Here is a 15,578-nt window from a genome sequence, read left to right on the forward strand (position 1 = left end):
CTGAAGAGTTATGAGATCATGTCGGTGACCTGGCAGTAGGCCACTCTTGCTACCCGATGCTTTGCCAAGCCGGCGCTCCGAAGGGGCGCCGGTTTTGCGTTTGGGGGATGCTCAAAAGAGGCTCAAAGTCCGGCGAAACAGTTCTGCCAACCCAACACCTGCGAGAACCAAAAGTCCCGACCAAGCGCTTTTAACCAGATCTCCAAAAGCCCATTTCAGGAATGACCTTTGAGATTTGAAGCCAGCTTCTAGCCCTTCGATCTCGAGAACTGCACTGGCGGCTGCCTTATCCGGTTCGGAAAATCTTCCGCGCTCACTCCGTTGGGCATGCGCTGATCCAAGAGGCTCAGTTCCTGGAAGCAGGAAGACTTGGCCAGATTTGCCGTCTCAATAACCAGCGATTTGGCCAAGTCAAAGTCTTTATGACCGATAGGGGAGAGCTCAACCGGATACTTCCCCAACTCACAGACAATAGCCTCGCCAAAATTGTGTGCAGCATCTTCTGCCGCGCGTCGGCACTTGATGATCGGCGATCCGTTGTGCAGCGTCCCTGATGGGCCTGCCCAGCCCATATCTGCCTGAAATCAGATGAAAAACCACGAGTCGCTTCGATCTGCAGGGTTTTCGCGAAGCGGCGAAAGTAGTCTTCAGACACGGAGTTCACCTTAATTCTCTTGCCGGGATTCCGCCTCAGAGGTTCAGTCGGGTCAAGGGTGAAACCGCGACGCGGCGCAAGCGCCCTTGACCCGACTGAACCTTTGAGGCCCGCTGGCTGGCATGAGATTTAAGGCGCGGTTTACGCGTTCCTCGACTTCTGACTACACCAGCTCCGGGTCATTCTTCTGGGGCGTCGCCCCGGCAGGATTCCTATTAGTCGTCACTGAAAGCGGGCGAGATAACTCGTCGGCATCAAGGATACGTGCGCAGACAAAGGCGGGCAGAGTTCAAACGCCTTTGGTTGACGGGCAAAGTTCCAAATCCGCATCAAGCGCCAATCCTCCCGCAACCGTTCCGACACTTCGAGCTCATTGCGGGAGATATGGAACGGCGTCCGTTCCCAACCATTGGTGGTTTTGACTTCGACAAATCGCGGCCGCCCTTCGGGCGTGAAGCTGGCAATATCATAGCCAAGCCCGTCGCCATCCTCCTCCGATACCCATCTCACATCCTTCGCAAGATCCGGACGCCCTGCGGACATTAGAGAGACACGTTCGAACTCCAGAACATGTTGCTCCCCGGCCAACCCCAGGGCCCTGTTAGCCTCATCTCGTTTTGCGACATCGAATTTGGCCGCGACGGTCTGAGTTTGCTCCAGCTCATCCGGAGGCAGGTTGTTGCTCAGCGTCGGCGGGGGATCGAGCCAAAGTGATCGCGGATCAAGCAGCCGTGGCGCTACCGCACCCGCGGACAACCAATCCGGATGGGCCGCAAGCCACTTCAGCACTGCATCAATGAGCGTGGTTTGAAAATTGAAAGCCGGCTTGTATCCCGTGATCCACGGTTCCCCGATTGCCTTCAGAACCGCGCTGATATTCTGGTGTTTCCATTCAATCGACGCGCGAGATCGCCCAGTCCGCTCAACGAGGTTTCGGTTGTGTGCGGCCTTGTTATAGCTCTGGCCAGACAAATCCGAACCCAACATCGCGAAATAATCCGCGACGATCAGATCGTTTTCCTCTTCAGACCAGCCTGCCATTTACCCAGGCTAAAGCCCAAATAACTGTTTGTCATTCAGCTATTTGGGCCCGCTAGTAGCGGCCCCCTACCCCTCGATCGCGAAGGTCAGGCCCGCATGCTTTTGCAGGCGGGCAATCAGGGTGTCGCCGAGCGCGGGGGCGGTTGTGTAGACCCCACCCGGCGTGGCGTCGCGGTCAATATCGAACGCCAGACACAGACCGGCTTCGGCGATCATGCGGGAGGTCGAACCATAGCCGGGATCACGCTGGCCGGAGACACTCGACGTCATCCGCTCGCCATCCGTGTTGAGGCCCGTGAACATGACGTCGTAAAAGCCGGTCTCGCGCTCTTCCTTTGAAGGTCCCTCACCCGGCTTGGGCGGATTTTCGGACATCGACTTGTCATTGGCGATCATCTTGGCAAAGCCCTCGCCCTGCTCGCCCGGCCCGGTCAGGAACATCTCGTCATAGGTGAAATCCTTGCCATAGCGATGGTCGAGCAAAGCGTTGGAGCGATGGATATTCTTGGTATTGATCGTCGCCATGATGAAAGGTGCCGACCAGGAATTGAGGTCTTCCTCGAAAACGACCCTGGCGCCCGAGGGCTGCTCCGGGCCGTCAAAACCCGGGACGAGCGAGAAGGGGTCTTTCAGCCAGTCGATGATTTCCGGCTGCTTGCCGGCCCGCTTCATGGTCTCGGCGAAGCTCGCCGCGGTGCCACCCGAGAAGGTGCCCTTCATCTTGCGGACGCGGCCCTTCACACGGCTGATCGGCGCGCCGGTCCTGGCGATGGCGGCCTGTTGCAGGTGATAGACACCGAGATCGAATGGAATGGAATCAAAGCCGCAGGACAGGACAATCCGGGCCCCGCTCTCACGCGCCGGCTTGTCATAGTCAGCAATGATGTCGTGCATCCAGGCCGGCTCACCGCACAGATCGACATAATCCGTGCCCGCTTTCACACAGGCGGCAACAAGCGGCTCGCCAAAGAGCTGATAGGGGCCAACCGTGGTGATCACGGCACGGGTTTTTGACGCCAGCGCGTCCAGTGAGGCCGGGTCGGAACTGTCCGCAACAAGGAGCGGCGTATCGGACGGCGCGCCAATCAGGTCGCGCACCTCAGCCAGCTTGGCCTCGGACCGGCCGGCCATGGCCCAACGGATCGCCGCATGCTCTGCAGCGAGATACTCGGCCACGAGACGCCCGGTAAAACCCGTCGCCCCAAACACCACGATATCGAATTCACGTTCTGCCATTGTCATCCCCGACCATTGAAATTCTGACTTGTGTTCTTGATGGCGAGGATAATTGGATGATCAGGGCCATACCCGCAAGTCGAAGCTCCAGTCGCTGACGCAAAAAAGGGGCGACCGACTGGCCGCCCCTTTTGACGTCGCGGGGATCGATTGCGGCTAGCGGAGCCCGGTCACATGGGCCGCCGGATCAACGCGCTGGCCATTATGGCGGACCTCGAGATGCAGGTGCGGGCCTGTCGAGCGCCCGGTCGAGCCGACCGTGCCGATCTCCTCGCCCGCAGCCACTGTGGCGCCCGCGTCGACCTCGATATCCTGCATGTGGGCGTAGAGTGTCTCCCAGCCATTGCCATGATCGATGACGACCGTATTGCCCCAGGCCGGCCAGCCATTATAGCCCGCCTCGGCATGGCGCACCGTGCCCCCGGCAGCGGCCAGGATCGGCGTGCCCGACGGGGCGGCGATATCGATGCCGCCATGACCGGCTTCGGCGCCGGCCGGGCGGGAGGGACGATTGCCGAAATGCGAGGTCACGCGACCCGCGGTGACCGGATGGCTGAAGGCAGGCGCTGCCGGTGGCTCGACCCGGCGCAGCGCGCGCGGCGCGTCCGCTGGCTTGGGCTCGCTGCCCGCAGCCGGTTCGGCTGCCGGTGCCGGTGATGCCGTGGGTGATGGCGGGCTGACATCGGCGCGCGGCGCCGGCTCCGCGGTCGGCTCAACCCTTTCCGGAGCGGACGGGGTTTCAGGAAGCTCAAGTACGAGAAAATTGCCATCCTCGGTGCGCCATTCCGTCTCCGCGTCAACGGACAAGCGAACCGTATTGCCGGCGTTGTCGGTAAAGGCGATTTCGCGCGCTTCAGACTCCCCCTCGGCATAGAAGATGAACTCGCCTTCGGCGCCCTCGGGGATGATCATCACATTTTGATCATCGCCACCGAATGCCAGTTCCAGATTGCCGTCCTCACCCGGCTCGACCTCATCAAAGATGATCGTGCGGCCATCCTCGGTCTGGAAGACCATCCGGCCCTCCACATCATGATGCTCGTGCAGTTCATCCTCATGCTCATGCAGCTCATCGCTGAAATGGAGGTCATGGTCACCGTCAGCATTGACGTCGCCATTCGGTGCAGCGTGGAAGCGGACGACATGATTATCGCCGGGACTGTTGAGGTCGACCGCCAGCTGGGTGCGATCTGTCAGGGCCGCCTGGGCGCAGGCGACGGGCAGGACCGACACGCCGGCCAGCATCACCGCCAGAAGGCGTGAGGACGGACGGGCCGAACGGCCTGAAAGGATGGCTTTGATACGCATTTCTCGATGTCTCCTGTCATCGGGACCGAAGGCCGACACCAGCTGGGCCGGGCTCCGCATCATGGTGATCAGCGTCGCCGCATAGGGCTTTCGCTCTGCGCCCCCCAGCGCTTCCAGACTTTCCGCGTCACAATCAATCTCGCGGGCTTCATGCAATTCACGCTCGATCCGGCGCAGCGGCCAGTGGAACCAGAGCGCCACCATCAGCGCCGCCCCGAGCAGCCGGTCCTGCTCATCGCCGCGGCGATGGTGAACCAGTTCATGGGTCAACGCGTAGCGGCTGGCTGCCGTATCATCGAGCAGGCCGGGATCGGCGAGGATGACCGGCGACCAACCGGTCAGGATGGGCGAGGCCAATCCGTCACGCAGGCGAAAATCCGGCGTCTCGACCCCGACCCTCGAAGCGAGAATGGACAGATAATCCTGGGCCATGTCCGGCGCCGGTCGGCTGCCGGAAACGAGGGCCGTGCGTCGCAAATGACGCAAGGCGGCACTGCCGGTCGCGAGCGCCAGGCCGAAACCGTAGAGCGCGATGAGCGCCAATGCCCAGTCAATGCCCATCAGGGCACCCATCAGGTCAAAGCGGGTCTCGGCGGCCGGCAGGGCCGGCCCGACCAGCGCCGGGCCATCCGGCAAAGGCGCATGCATGGCCACAATGGTGGTTTCCGGGATGAAATAGATAATCGGTGCCAGGGCGAGCGGGGCCAGGGCTGCCCAGCGGGCGGCACGCCAGAGCCCGGTGCCTGTCCGGCCGCGGGCGGTCTGCCATGAGGCGAAACCCAGTGCCAGCAGCCCCGACAACAAAGACAGGCCGGCGCCGACGAAAAGCGCATCCATCAATCCGGTCATGAGCGATCTCCTGCCTCACCCTCACCGCTGGTTTCCAGCAAGCGGGTCAGGGCCTCGGCCTCCTCGTCGGAAAACAGGCGGCTATTGGCGAAGGTCGTGGCCGGCAGCGGCCCCTCCATATCGAGCACATTGGCGGCGAAGTCCCGGATCAGGCGCCCCATCAGGGTGACCTTCTCGACCTGGGCGTTGAAGACGGAGAGACCATGCACGTCCTGGCGCTCGACCAGACCCTTCTCCGTCATCCGCGCCAGCAAGGTGCGTGTCGTTGAATAGGACCAGCCGGTTGGCCCGGCGATCCGGTCCTGGACCTCCCGCGCGGATTGCGGACCTGCGGTCCACAAATGCTTGAGAATGGCCAGTTCAGCCTGGGATGGAGCGGTGGCGGTCATGCTCTGTCTTCCTGCTCTGGCGCAAAGCCTCACCGGCTTGTGCGCTACACTTGTCACATGATGTGACACGCGTAACACCGACTGTCAAGCGCGTCGACGCTTGACGCTGGAAGAGGGGCGCATTCTAAGTGGGGGAATGAGCGTTGACGCAAATACAGGCACGACCATCTGGGTCGTCTCCGACGGTCGCCGCGGCATCGAGAACCAGGCGCTTGGCCTGGCAGAGGCGCTGGAGCCCCGTCTCGATGGCCCGGTGCAAATCGAGCGGGTCGTCGTGCGCAAGGATGGCTTTGTCACCCTGCCTGCCAATTCGACGCCGGACATCTGGATCGGCTGCGGCCGGGCCGCCATTCCGCTGGCCAGTCGTCAGCGGCGCATTTTCCCGGACTGTTTCTTCGTTTATGTGCAGGATCCGCGGTCCCGTCACAGCGATTTCGACCTCATCATCGCCCCCCGCCATGACCGGCTGGCCGGCGCCAATATCATCACCATGATCGGCTCACCCAACCGGGTGACCGGCGCCAAGCTGAGCCAGGAGCAAGCCGGTTTCACCCGGCAGATCGAGGCGCTCCCCTCACCGCGCGCCACGGTTCTGATCGGAGGCGATTCAAAGCGCTTCAAGCTCGATACGCCGGCCGCAGACTATCTGGAAGCCCGCCTGGACGCCCTGCACGCACAGGGTCTTTCCCTGATGATCACGGTGTCCCGCCGCACGCCCGACCTCGTCCGTGACCGTTTCCGGCGACATTTCGCCAATCGGGACCGGATCTGGTATTTTGACGGTGAAGGCCCCAATCCCTATTTCGCCTTCCTGGCCGCCGCGGACTGGATATTCGTGACCGAGGAATCCACCAATATGCTGGTCGAAGCCTGCGCCACGGGCGCGCCGGTCTATGTCCTGCCGCTGAGCGGCACGCCGGGCAAGTTTGCGCGGCTTCATGCCGATCTGGAAGCCCATGGCGCGGTACGCCCCTATCTCGGCGCGTGCGAAAGCTGGCAATATGAGCCGCTGCAGGAAACGCAACGCGTCGCGGAACAGCTCCTCGCACGTTACCGTCGCGAGCAATCCTCTTCGACTGGCGAGGCCGCGTGATGGCCCTGCTCGTCGCCCTTCTCAGTCTCTTGGGAGTGACCATGACCCTTCAGGATGATGGCGCCATCGTAGCGCGACATGACACGGTCTGGCTGGCCAGCCAGCCAAGCGAAGCCGACCTTGATGCCTGGGCGGCGTCGGGTGCCCGCATGGTGATCAATTCGCGGACACCGGAGGAAACCGCCAGCCTGCCCTTTGACCTCTCGGCAGCAGTTGAGGCGCGTGGCATGCGTTATGTCGAAATGCCGATTGGCGGCGCACATGGCGCAGATCCGGCCCTGACCACGCAACTCGCGGCCCTGTTGGAGGCAAGCGACGGACCGGTGGTCATGCATTGCCGCTCCGGCACGCGCTCGGCCCATCTGTATGCGGCCCATCTGATCGCCACCGATCAGGCCGGAGACGACCCGTTTGACACCATGAACTGGCCCGGCGGCCGGGACCGGGGAATGGTGCGCGCGCTCACGCCCCAATAGGCGTATCAGGCGCGCTGCACAGGCGGGCAGGCAATTGACGCCCGAGCGCCTATATAGAAGGCCAATCCCGACTCGGGGCCCTGCCCCTGCCAGACTTTGAGGTTCGACCATGTCCGAGACGCGTCACTCGCGCCTGATCATTATCGGTTCCGGCGCTGCCGGTTATACCGCCGCCATCTACGCCGCTCGCGCCATGCTTGAGCCGACCCTGATTGCCGGGCTCCAGCCAGGCGGTCAGCTGACCATCACCACCGATGTCGAGAATTATCCCGGCTTCGCGGATGTCATCCAGGGACCCTGGCTGATGGACCAGATGCGCGAGCAGGCCGAGAAGGTGGGGACCGACATGGTGTCCGACATCATCGTCGAAGCGGATCTGACATCACGCCCCTTCGTCCTCAAGGGCGATAGCGGCACGGTCTATACCGCCGACAGCGTGATCATCGCCACCGGTGCCCAGGCCAAATGGCTGGGCCTCGAGAGCGAACAGAAATTCCAGGGTTTCGGCGTCTCCGCCTGCGCGACCTGCGACGGCTTCTTCTACCGCGGCAAGGAAGTCGTGGTTGTCGGCGGCGGCAATACCGCCGTCGAGGAAGCGCTTTTCCTGACCAATTTCGCCTCCAAGGTCACGCTGGTTCACCGTCGCGACACGCTGCGGGCCGAGAAGGTCATGCAGGACCGCCTGTTCAAGCACGAGAAGATCGAGATCGTCTGGGACAGCGAAGTCGAGGAAGTGCTGGGCGACAGCGACCCGGCTGGCGTGACCGCTGTGCGGATCAGGAATGTGAAGACCGGCGCCACCACGGACATCCCGGCCCACGGCTTCTTTGTGGCCATCGGCCACGCCCCGGCGACCGAGCTCTTCATCGATCAGCTCGAGACCAAGGATGGCGGATATCTGGTGGTCGAGCCGGGCACGCCCAAGACCTCAATCCCCGGTGTCTTCGCCGCCGGCGATGTCACCGATGATGTCTATCGCCAGGCCGTCACGGCGGCCGGCATGGGCTGTATGGCCGCGCTGGATGCGGAACGTTTCCTGGCCGCCCAGGAGTAGACACCGCATCGGCAAGATGAGCGCCTGACGACATCCCGCCGTCAGCTCCAACCGGCAGCTCCAACCGGCAGCTAAAGCCTGCAGTCCGGGCGGGCTTCGGGGCCAAGACCGGCCCGGAAGCCCGGCTGCTCGATCGCTTTGCCCCTCCCGGACCCGCCCTGGCTCGGCATCTCGAAGATCGACCGACCCGGTCCGGCTGGCTTCATGCGAGGCTTGCTGACCGGGTCCGGGCATCGGGAAGACGTGGAATTTATTTAACGCCAGTCCCCCTTGCCTTGACGCACGCCCCCGCTAGTTTCGCGTCCGATCAAGCGCCAAAGGGCGCAGGCTGTGAGTGGAGCTTTCCCATGCGTCGTTATTTCCTTGCCGGCATCGCCCTGATTGCCATTGCCTCGACCCCGGCGAGCCACGCCCAGTCCCAGCCCATGGCGGATTTCTCGGTCTTTGCCGAAGCCAATGACAACTCCAACATGGTGATCGATCACGAGGGTTGGTCAGTCATCCTGCGCGGCATTGTTCTCAATGTGCCCCCGATGGACCGCGAACCCGAGCGGACCCGTCCGATCCAGACCGGAACCCGCATCAATACGGCGAATACGACGCGCTATCGCCATGAGGGCAACCGGGTCGTCTATCACGTGCTGAACGATGAATACCGGGAAGCCATCACCTTCCAGCGCGAAGATCTTGAGGCGCTGCCGGACCAGATTGGCGGCCTGTCGCGCCTGAGCAGCAACGAGCAGCTGGCCTATTGGTTCAACCTCTACAACGTCGCGATCATCGAGCAGACCATGCTCAATTATCCGGTGCGCTGGATCAATAATATGGAAGCGCATGGCTCGGACGAGAATGTCTTCGACGCCAAGATCCTGGAAGTCGAAGGCCAGCGCCTGAGCCTGAATGATATCCGCCACAATATCGTCTATGCGAACTGGGACGATCCGCGCGTCATCTACGGTTTCTTCAACGGATCTGTCGGCAGCCCGGAACTGCGCCGCTCGGCCTATACAGGCGCCGGTGTATGGGGTCAGCTTGACCGGACCGCCGGCGAATTCGTCAACGCGCTGCGGGGCGTGGAAGTCAATGAGCGCGAACTCCGTGTCTCCGTGGTTTATGACGAAGCCCGTGTCCTGTTCCCGGATTTCGAGACAGATCTGCGCGCCCACCTCGCTCGCTACGCCAATGAAGAGACGGCGGAACAGCTGCATGCAGACCGCCCCGTCTCAGCCCGTGTCTCCGACTGGCAGGTCGCCGACATGATCAATGGCTCGCGCCGCTGCACCGGTGTGGCCGGCCCGTCGACGATGACATCCTTCGCCTTCGGCAATGCCGAACAGACGCAGCAAACAGGCGTGGTCGCCAATTGCGCGACAATGCCGACCAATGCCGCCATCCTGATGACCGCTGTGCAGAACCGCCGCATCGAACTCTTCCGCGAGGGTCGCTATGGCGAGGTCTATACGGTCGACCTGCCGACCATCGACACCACCGAGCCGGCTGCGGATGCGGCACCCGAAACAGACGACGATAGCGGGACGGAGTAGCAGGGTCGCGATTCGTCCCATTCCCGTTAGACTGCCCCAAATCGAATCCGTACGGGAGATGACGGGGCATGGACTGGGACAAGCTGAAAACCTTTCACGCCGCGGCGCAGGCCGGGTCCTTGACCAAGGCAGCGGAGATGCTGGGATTGTCGCAATCCGCCGTGAGCCGGCAGATTGCCGCGCTTGAAGATGATCTCGGCGTCACCCTCTTTCATCGCCACGCCCGCGGCCTGATTCCCACCGAGCCAGGCAATCTCCTCTACGGGGCCGCCCATGAAATCGCGTCCAAGGTCGCGATCGCGGAGGCGCATGTCCATGATGCCCGCGATGAACCGTCCGGCGAGCTGAAAGTCACCGCACCTACGGCACTCGGAGCGATCTGGCTGGCCCCGCGCCTGGCCGAATTCAACGATGAATACCCCAATATCCGCATCCGCCTGATGCTGGACGATCACGAGCTTGACCTCGCCGGGCTGGAAGCCGAGGTCGGGATCCGGCCCTGGCCCTCGACCCAGAATGATCTGGTGCAACGCAAACTGCTCTCGGTGCGCCAGCACCTCTATGCCAGTCACGACTATATCGAGCGCAAGGGCTCCCCGGCCTCCGTGGAGGCGCTCGATGACCACGCCATCATCTATTACGGGCCACCACAATTGGCGCCGATCCCCGGACTCGACTGGGCGGCGAAGGCCGGCCGTGAGGAGGGGGCTGCGCCGCGCCCGGCCGTGATCGAGGTCAATACGATCTACGGGGTGATGAAAGCGGTGGAAGCCGGCATGGGCATCGCTGCCCTGCCCGACTATGTGGCCCGCGAAAACCAGAAGCTCAGCCGTGTTCTGCCAGAAGTGGATGGCCCGGATTTCGAGGTCTATTTCGTCTATCCGAGCGAGCTGCGCGGTTCACGCCGGATCGTCGCCTTCCGCGATTTCCTCATCGAACAGGCCCGCCGCTGGCAGAGCTGACGCGTCAGTCGTCTTTCGGTGGATATTGACGCGCATGAGCGTCGCGAACGACCAATTGTGGCGACAATGCAGCAATGCATGGCGAGAACCGGTATGTCGTCGCGATTATGCATAGCTGACATGCCGCCATAGCTCTTCTGCCAGGCGGCAAAATCGCCGATATACACACCCGACGCGGCGAGCAAGCCGCTCCTCAGATCTCCCCATCTGAGTTTTGTGCGCCCCTCCTCCCCATTCGGGCGCGCAACATCGCGCCGGGTCCCTCTCCTCCCCTTTAGGACCCGGCGCCATCTCTTTCGGGCTTCCCCAAGCCCGCTTCACAATACCTGCCCCGGCTCTCCCCAGAGCCGGGGCATTTTTTTGCCTGTGCCGCAAACAAAAGCCCCGGCGCCAGGCACCAGGGCTCTCGTCAACGAACCGATCAAACAGATCAGCCGATTGTGGACCGCAACATCCAGGCAGATTTCTCGTGCTCGGTCAGGCGCGGCGTCAGCACATCCGCGGTCGCCTCATCACCATGCTCGGCAGCCAGCTCGAGCGCCTTGCGGATCGTGGCGACAACTGTCTCATGTCCCTTCAGCAGGTCCCGCAACATGTCATTGGCGTCCTTGGCGTCACCACCGGACTTGATCGCGGCCGCACCAGACATTTCGTCATAGGAGCGCGGGGCGAGGACATCGAGGGCGCGGATTCGCTCGGCGATCATGTCGGTCGCCATCCAGAGCTCGTTATACTGGGTCTCGAACAGGGCGTGCAGATCGTGGAAGCGCGGTCCCGTGACATTCCAGTGATAGACATGCGTCTTGAAGTAGAGCGCATACGTGTCTGCCAGGACGGCGGTCACAGCGCTGGCCATGGCTTCACGTTGCGTGTCGGACAGACCCATATTGATGCTCATCACAGTCTCCTTGTTGGCTTTGGCCAGCGGCATCGCCGCGGCGTCCTGCATTAGGTAGACATCCCAATTCCATAATTCAAATCAGGATTAATTGGTTTTGATATTGAGCGTCTCTATAGCTAGCGCAGTTCCGCGCAGAAACGGCGAATCCGCATTCCGGCTTCCGTCAGGGCTTCATCCGAGGTGGCATAGGAGATGCGAAAGCCCGGCTCGAGCCCGAAGGCGACGCCTGGCACGGCCGCAACAGCCTCGGCCTCCAGCAGGGCCGCGCAGAAATCCGTGTCGGTCTCGATCACACTGCCGTCCGGTGCCGTCTTGCCAATCGTGCCGGAACAGTCCGCGAAGACATAGAAAGCCCCTTCCGGTGTCGGCGCGACGAGCCCCTCGGCGGCATTGATATCGGCCAGCACCAGGTCCCGGCGTCGCAGGAAGGCCGCATTGCGCGCGGCCAGGAAATCATGATTGCCGTTGAGCGCCTCGACCGACGCCCATTGCGAGATCGAACAGGGATTGGACGTGGTCTGCGAGGCGACCTTGCCCATCTCCTTGATCAGGGCGGCCGGACCGCCGGCATAGCCGATCCGCCACCCGGTCATGGCATAGGCCTTGGACACACCATTCATGGTCAGCGTGCGGTCATAGAGTTTCGGTTCGACCTCGGCGATGGTCGCGAACTCAAAGCCGTCATAGACGATGTGCTCATACATATCGTCGGTCATCACCCAGACATGCGGATGGGCGAGCAGGACATCGGCCAGGGCCCGCAGCTCGTCCCGGGTATAGCCCATGCCTGTCGGATTGGACGGTGAGTTGAGAATGAGCCAGCGCGTTTTCGGCGTGATCGCGGCCGCCAATTGATCCGGGCTGATCTTGAACCGGTTCTCGATTCCGGCCTTCACGGTCACCGGCGTTCCACCGACCAGATTGACCATCTCCGGATAGCTCACCCAGTAGGGCGCCGGGATAATGACTTCATCACCCTCATTCAGGCTCGCCAGCAAGGCGTTGTAGATGACCGGCTTGCCGCCGGTGGAGACATGGATCTGGTTGGCCTGGTATTCGAGATCATTGTCACGGCGGAACTTCTTGATGATCGCATCCTTGAGTTCCGGAATGCCGTCGACATTGGTGTATTTCGTCTCACCGCGCCGGATCGCGTCGATCGCCGCATCCTTGATGTGATCCGGTGTGTCGAAGTCCGGCTCGCCGGCGCCGAGCGAAATGACATCAATGCCCTTCGCCTTGAGCTCTCGCGCCTTCTGGGTGACGGCAAGCGTGGCGGAGGGTTTCACGCGCTGAAGCGCGGAGGACGGCGTAAAGGTCATGATGATGTCCCGGTAGAGCGAGGCTGGAAGTAAAAAGCCTAGTCCCGCTCGGCGCGCGCGCCAATCCCCCAGCTATGCAAGATCGCCCTCCCGCGCAGGCAATTCTGCATGACCAGGCCCGGGTCGGACCGGTTCGCCCCGCCCAGACATGGCCCCAATTTTCCCCGCAATCGCCGCATTACCGCCCTGTCACCTTCGTGATCCGGGATCAGCGTGACCGTGGACAGGGAAGCCGGTCGCTCCGCAAACGCCCTCGCAAAACGGAGCGGCCGGCACATATCGGGGAGGTTCGCATGGCGGCCGCACGCACACACTCATCAGTCGGGTCACAGGCCTGGTTCGGACTTACCCTGGCTCTCGCGGCGCTCGCCGCCGCCCTGCTGCTGTGGTCGGAGGCCGGCGCCGACGAAGCCCCGCATGACGGCCTCGAACTGGTCCGTCTCTCCGAGATCAATGAGGGCGCCCTGCTGATCCGGACGGTCGAACACGGCCAGTACCTGCCGGCGCCAATGGTCGCGACCGAGCTGGATTTCACGATCAATGGTCCGGTCATCCGCGCGACTGTCACCCAGCGTTTCGAGAATCCGACCGACGCCTGGGTCGAGGCCATCTACGTCTTCCCCATGCCCGAGGACAGCGGCGTCGATCGGCTGCGCATGCAGATCGGGGATCGTTTCATCGAAGGCGAGATCCAGGAGCGCCAGCAAGCCCGGCGCACCTATGAAGCCGCCCGCCGCAATGGCCAGCGTGCCAGCCTGGTCGAGCAGGAACGCCCCAACATGTTCACCACCTCGGTCGCCAATATCGGCCCCGGCGAGACCATCATCATCCAGATTGAATACCAGGACGTGGCGCGCTTTGCCGATGGCCGTTTCCAATTCCGCCAGCCGCTTGGCCTGACACCGCGCTATGTCCCGCAGGGACGCGACTACCAACTGGCCGCCACCGGCGCGCGCGGCAATCGCGCCGTGCCGGACGCCCATCGCATTACCCCGCCCCTGCTCGACCCCGCCGCCGAGCCGACCGACCAGCTGCGCCTGCCGGTCGCCATCACGGCTCGCCTGGATGCCGGTTTCGCCCTGGGCGAGATCGCCAGCCTTCATCACGCCACCCTGTCGAGCGCCGGGATGATGGCACGGCGCGCATCACGCTCGCGGATGGTCCTGTTCCGGCCAATCGGGACTTCGTCCTGACCTGGCGGCCGGAGGATCCCGAGACGCCCAGCGCGGCCCTCTTTGTCGAGGAATGGGAGGGCGAGACCTATCTCCTGGCCCAGGTCCTGCCGCCGGCCGAGATGGGCGCAGACACACCGCGCCGGGCCCGGGAGACGATTTTCGTGATCGATAATTCCGGCTCGATGGCGGGCGCTTCGATGCGCCAGGCCCGCGCCGCGCTGATCACCGCCCTGCAACGCCTGGAGCCGGAAGACCGCTTCAACGTCATCCGCTTCGACAATACGATGGAACAGGTCTTCCCCACAGCGGTTGACGCGACACCGCAAGCCGTCGCGCGCGCCCTCGCCTTCACCCGGCGACTGGATGCGGATGGCGGCACGGTCATGCTGCCGGCGCTCAATGCCGCGCTGCGCGATCCCAATCCGGAAGACGCGGAGCGCGTGCGCCAGGTGGTTTTCCTGACCGATGGCGCAATCGGCAATGAGGCCGAACTCTTCGCGGCCATCGAGCGCAATCTGGGCCGCTCGCGCCTGTTTCCGGTCGGCATCGGGTCCGCCCCCAACACGTATTTCATGAACCGCGCGGCCCGCCTGGGACGCGGCACCTTTACCGGGATTGGCCAGGTCAGCGACGTCGAGGAGCGGATGGACGCGCTCTTCACCGCGCTCGAACGCCCGGTCATGACCAATCTTGATGCCCTCTTCCCGGAGGGCGCGCTCAGCGAGATCTGGCCGGCACCCCTGCCCGACCTCTATCACGGCGAACCGGTCACCCTGACCGCACGCCTCTCCGGCAGGGACGGCGTCATGATCATCGAGGGCGAGATGGCCGACGAGGCCTGGCGCGAGACCTTGTCGCTGGCCGAGGCCCGACCGGGTCGCGGCATTGCCGCCCTGTTTGCCCGCAACCGGATTCGCGCCCTCGAGGAAGCCCGTTTTCAAGGCGCCCGCCAGGTTGATATCGACGCCGCCATTCTGGAAACCGCGCTCGATTTCGACCTGGTCTCGCGGCTGACCAGCCTGGTCGCGGTTGACGTCACACCGGCCCGCCCGGACGGAATTCCGCTCGCCTCGCGTGATGTCCCGGCCATGGCGCCGGACGGATGGGATTTCGGCCGGGTTCGCGAAGCCGAGGCGGCGCCGGTCCAGCGGGCCGATATCGCGGCCGGCCACCTGGCCTACCGCTCAGCCCCGGCCTCCGGCGGGCAGGCCGCAGACAGCAATGGCCTCGCCCTGCCGGCAACCGCGACGCCGCGTGAACTCCTGATGGGGCTGGGCGGACTGCTCATGCTCTTCGCCCTGATCTGGCTGATGACCCGGCGTGAGGAGCGCCTGTGGTGATCGCCTTGCCCCGCCAGTTTTCCCGCTTCCGCCTTCCAGGCCCGCGCCTTGTCGCGCTGGGCCTCATGGCCACCGGCCTCGTCCTGTTCGCACAGGGCGCCTGGCTGGGGGTGAAGGCCGATATTGCGCAGGTCCTCCTCGCACAGTCCTGGACCCGCGCAATCGACGGGGAGTCCGCGTCCACACCATGGCCCTGGGCCGATTTTCGGCCCGTGGCGCGGCTCTCCGTCCCG

13 protein-coding genes and 1 pseudogene are annotated in these 15,578 nt (G+C 63.3%); 8 read left to right on the forward strand and 6 right to left on the reverse strand.

What is annotated here, in order from left to right; all coding sequences use genetic code 11:
- Positions 1-877 precede the first annotated feature (877 nt).
- The 4 genes from QZ266_RS10010 to QZ266_RS10025 form a co-directional block, all read right to left on the reverse strand.
- Positions 878-1,696 (reverse strand): DUF3883 domain-containing protein, encoded by an 819-nt coding sequence (locus tag QZ266_RS10010; RefSeq protein WP_295694666.1) that lies wholly within the window; start codon positions 1,694-1,696, stop codon positions 878-880.
- Between the two features lie 66 nt (positions 1,697-1,762).
- The gene (locus QZ266_RS10015; RefSeq protein WP_295694668.1) at positions 1,763-2,932 is read right to left on the reverse strand and encodes a saccharopine dehydrogenase NADP-binding domain-containing protein; all 1,170 of its coding nucleotides are present in this window, start codon (positions 2,930-2,932) and stop codon (positions 1,763-1,765) included.
- Positions 2,933-3,088: 156 nt separating this feature from the next.
- Entirely contained in the window at positions 3,089-5,089 is a 2,001-nt protein-coding gene (locus tag QZ266_RS10020; protein ID WP_295694671.1) for a M23/M56 family metallopeptidase, read from the reverse strand.
- Positions 5,086-5,478, reverse strand: a complete 393-nt coding sequence (locus tag QZ266_RS10025) for a BlaI/MecI/CopY family transcriptional regulator (RefSeq protein WP_295694674.1) — start codon at positions 5,476-5,478, stop codon at positions 5,086-5,088. The genes QZ266_RS10020 and QZ266_RS10025 overlap by 4 nt, the downstream gene beginning before the upstream one ends.
- Before the next feature lie 136 nt (positions 5,479-5,614).
- Here QZ266_RS10025 and QZ266_RS10030 point away from each other — a divergent pair, with 136 nt between their 5' ends.
- The 5 genes from QZ266_RS10030 to QZ266_RS10050 all read left to right on the forward strand — a co-directional run bounded on the left by QZ266_RS10030 (position 5,615) and on the right by QZ266_RS10050 (position 10,607).
- Complete coding sequence (locus QZ266_RS10030; protein ID WP_295694676.1) at positions 5,615-6,571, forward strand: mitochondrial fission ELM1 family protein; 957 nt, start codon at positions 5,615-5,617, stop codon at positions 6,569-6,571.
- A gap of 41 nt (positions 6,572-6,612) precedes the next feature.
- The gene (locus QZ266_RS10035; RefSeq protein ID WP_295694678.1) at positions 6,613-7,047 is read left to right on the forward strand and encodes a sulfur transferase domain-containing protein; all 435 of its coding nucleotides are present in this window, start codon (positions 6,613-6,615) and stop codon (positions 7,045-7,047) included.
- Positions 7,048-7,156: 109 nt separating this feature from the next.
- Positions 7,157-8,101 carry a thioredoxin-disulfide reductase gene (gene trxB / locus QZ266_RS10040; RefSeq protein WP_295694681.1) on the forward strand — a complete coding sequence of 315 codons (945 nt, stop codon included), beginning with the start codon at positions 7,157-7,159 and terminating at the stop codon, positions 8,099-8,101.
- A 347-nt stretch (positions 8,102-8,448) separates the two neighbouring features.
- Positions 8,449-9,645 (forward strand): DUF547 domain-containing protein, encoded by a 1,197-nt coding sequence (locus QZ266_RS10045; protein ID WP_295694684.1) that lies wholly within the window; start codon positions 8,449-8,451, stop codon positions 9,643-9,645.
- A gap of 68 nt (positions 9,646-9,713) precedes the next feature.
- The gene (locus QZ266_RS10050) at positions 9,714-10,607 is read left to right on the forward strand and encodes a LysR family transcriptional regulator (RefSeq protein ID WP_295694687.1); all 894 of its coding nucleotides are present in this window, start codon (positions 9,714-9,716) and stop codon (positions 10,605-10,607) included.
- Between the two features lie 430 nt (positions 10,608-11,037).
- On the opposite strand, the gene QZ266_RS10055 is transcribed toward QZ266_RS10050, so the two are convergent.
- Both QZ266_RS10055 and QZ266_RS10060 read right to left on the reverse strand, forming a co-directional pair.
- Entirely contained in the window at positions 11,038-11,508 is a 471-nt protein-coding gene (locus QZ266_RS10055; protein ID WP_367178235.1) for a Dps family protein, read from the reverse strand.
- A gap of 116 nt (positions 11,509-11,624) precedes the next feature.
- The gene (locus QZ266_RS10060) at positions 11,625-12,830 is read right to left on the reverse strand and encodes a pyridoxal phosphate-dependent aminotransferase (protein ID WP_295694691.1); all 1,206 of its coding nucleotides are present in this window, start codon (positions 12,828-12,830) and stop codon (positions 11,625-11,627) included.
- Between the two features lie 293 nt (positions 12,831-13,123).
- Here QZ266_RS10060 and QZ266_RS10065 point away from each other — a divergent pair, with 293 nt between their 5' ends.
- The 3 genes and pseudogenes from QZ266_RS10065 to QZ266_RS10075 form a co-directional block, all read left to right on the forward strand.
- Positions 13,124-14,023 (forward strand): VIT domain-containing protein, encoded by a 900-nt coding sequence (locus tag QZ266_RS10065; protein WP_295694693.1) that lies wholly within the window; start codon positions 13,124-13,126, stop codon positions 14,021-14,023.
- 143 nt (positions 14,024-14,166) lie between these two features.
- A complete protein-coding gene (locus QZ266_RS10070; RefSeq protein WP_367178234.1) occupies positions 14,167-15,345 on the forward strand; it encodes a VWA domain-containing protein in 1,179 nt (392 codons plus the stop codon).
- Positions 15,342-15,578: pseudogene (locus tag QZ266_RS10075) on the forward strand (hypothetical protein); the annotation flags it as partial. The gene QZ266_RS10070 and the pseudogene QZ266_RS10075, both read left to right, overlap by 4 nt.

This window comes from uncultured Maricaulis sp., assembly GCF_905480005.1.
Lineage (GTDB): Bacteria > Pseudomonadota > Alphaproteobacteria > Caulobacterales > Maricaulaceae > Maricaulis.

What these genes read in the sequence shown, in the direction of transcription:
- QZ266_RS10010 (WP_295694666.1), bottom strand. Translation starts at nt 1,696, where the DNA reads ATGGCAGGCTGGTCTGAAGAGGAAAACGATCTGATCGTCGCGGATTAT.
- QZ266_RS10015 (WP_295694668.1), bottom strand. Translation starts at nt 2,932, where the DNA reads ATGGCAGAACGTGAATTCGATATCGTGGTGTTTGGGGCGACGGGTTTT.
- QZ266_RS10020 (WP_295694671.1), bottom strand. Translation starts at nt 5,089, where the DNA reads ATGACCGGATTGATGGATGCGCTTTTCGTCGGCGCCGGCCTGTCTTTG.
- QZ266_RS10025 (WP_295694674.1), bottom strand. Translation starts at nt 5,478, where the DNA reads ATGACCGCCACCGCTCCATCCCAGGCTGAACTGGCCATTCTCAAGCAT.
- QZ266_RS10030 (WP_295694676.1), top strand. Translation starts at nt 5,615, where the DNA reads ATGAGCGTTGACGCAAATACAGGCACGACCATCTGGGTCGTCTCCGAC.
- QZ266_RS10035 (WP_295694678.1), top strand. Translation starts at nt 6,613, where the DNA reads ATGACCCTTCAGGATGATGGCGCCATCGTAGCGCGACATGACACGGTC.
- trxB (WP_295694681.1), top strand. Translation starts at nt 7,157, where the DNA reads ATGTCCGAGACGCGTCACTCGCGCCTGATCATTATCGGTTCCGGCGCT.
- QZ266_RS10045 (WP_295694684.1), top strand. Translation starts at nt 8,449, where the DNA reads ATGCGTCGTTATTTCCTTGCCGGCATCGCCCTGATTGCCATTGCCTCG.
- QZ266_RS10050 (WP_295694687.1), top strand. Translation starts at nt 9,714, where the DNA reads ATGGACTGGGACAAGCTGAAAACCTTTCACGCCGCGGCGCAGGCCGGG.
- QZ266_RS10060 (WP_295694691.1), bottom strand. Translation starts at nt 12,830, where the DNA reads ATGACCTTTACGCCGTCCTCCGCGCTTCAGCGCGTGAAACCCTCCGCC.
- QZ266_RS10065 (WP_295694693.1), top strand. Translation starts at nt 13,124, where the DNA reads ATGGCGGCCGCACGCACACACTCATCAGTCGGGTCACAGGCCTGGTTC.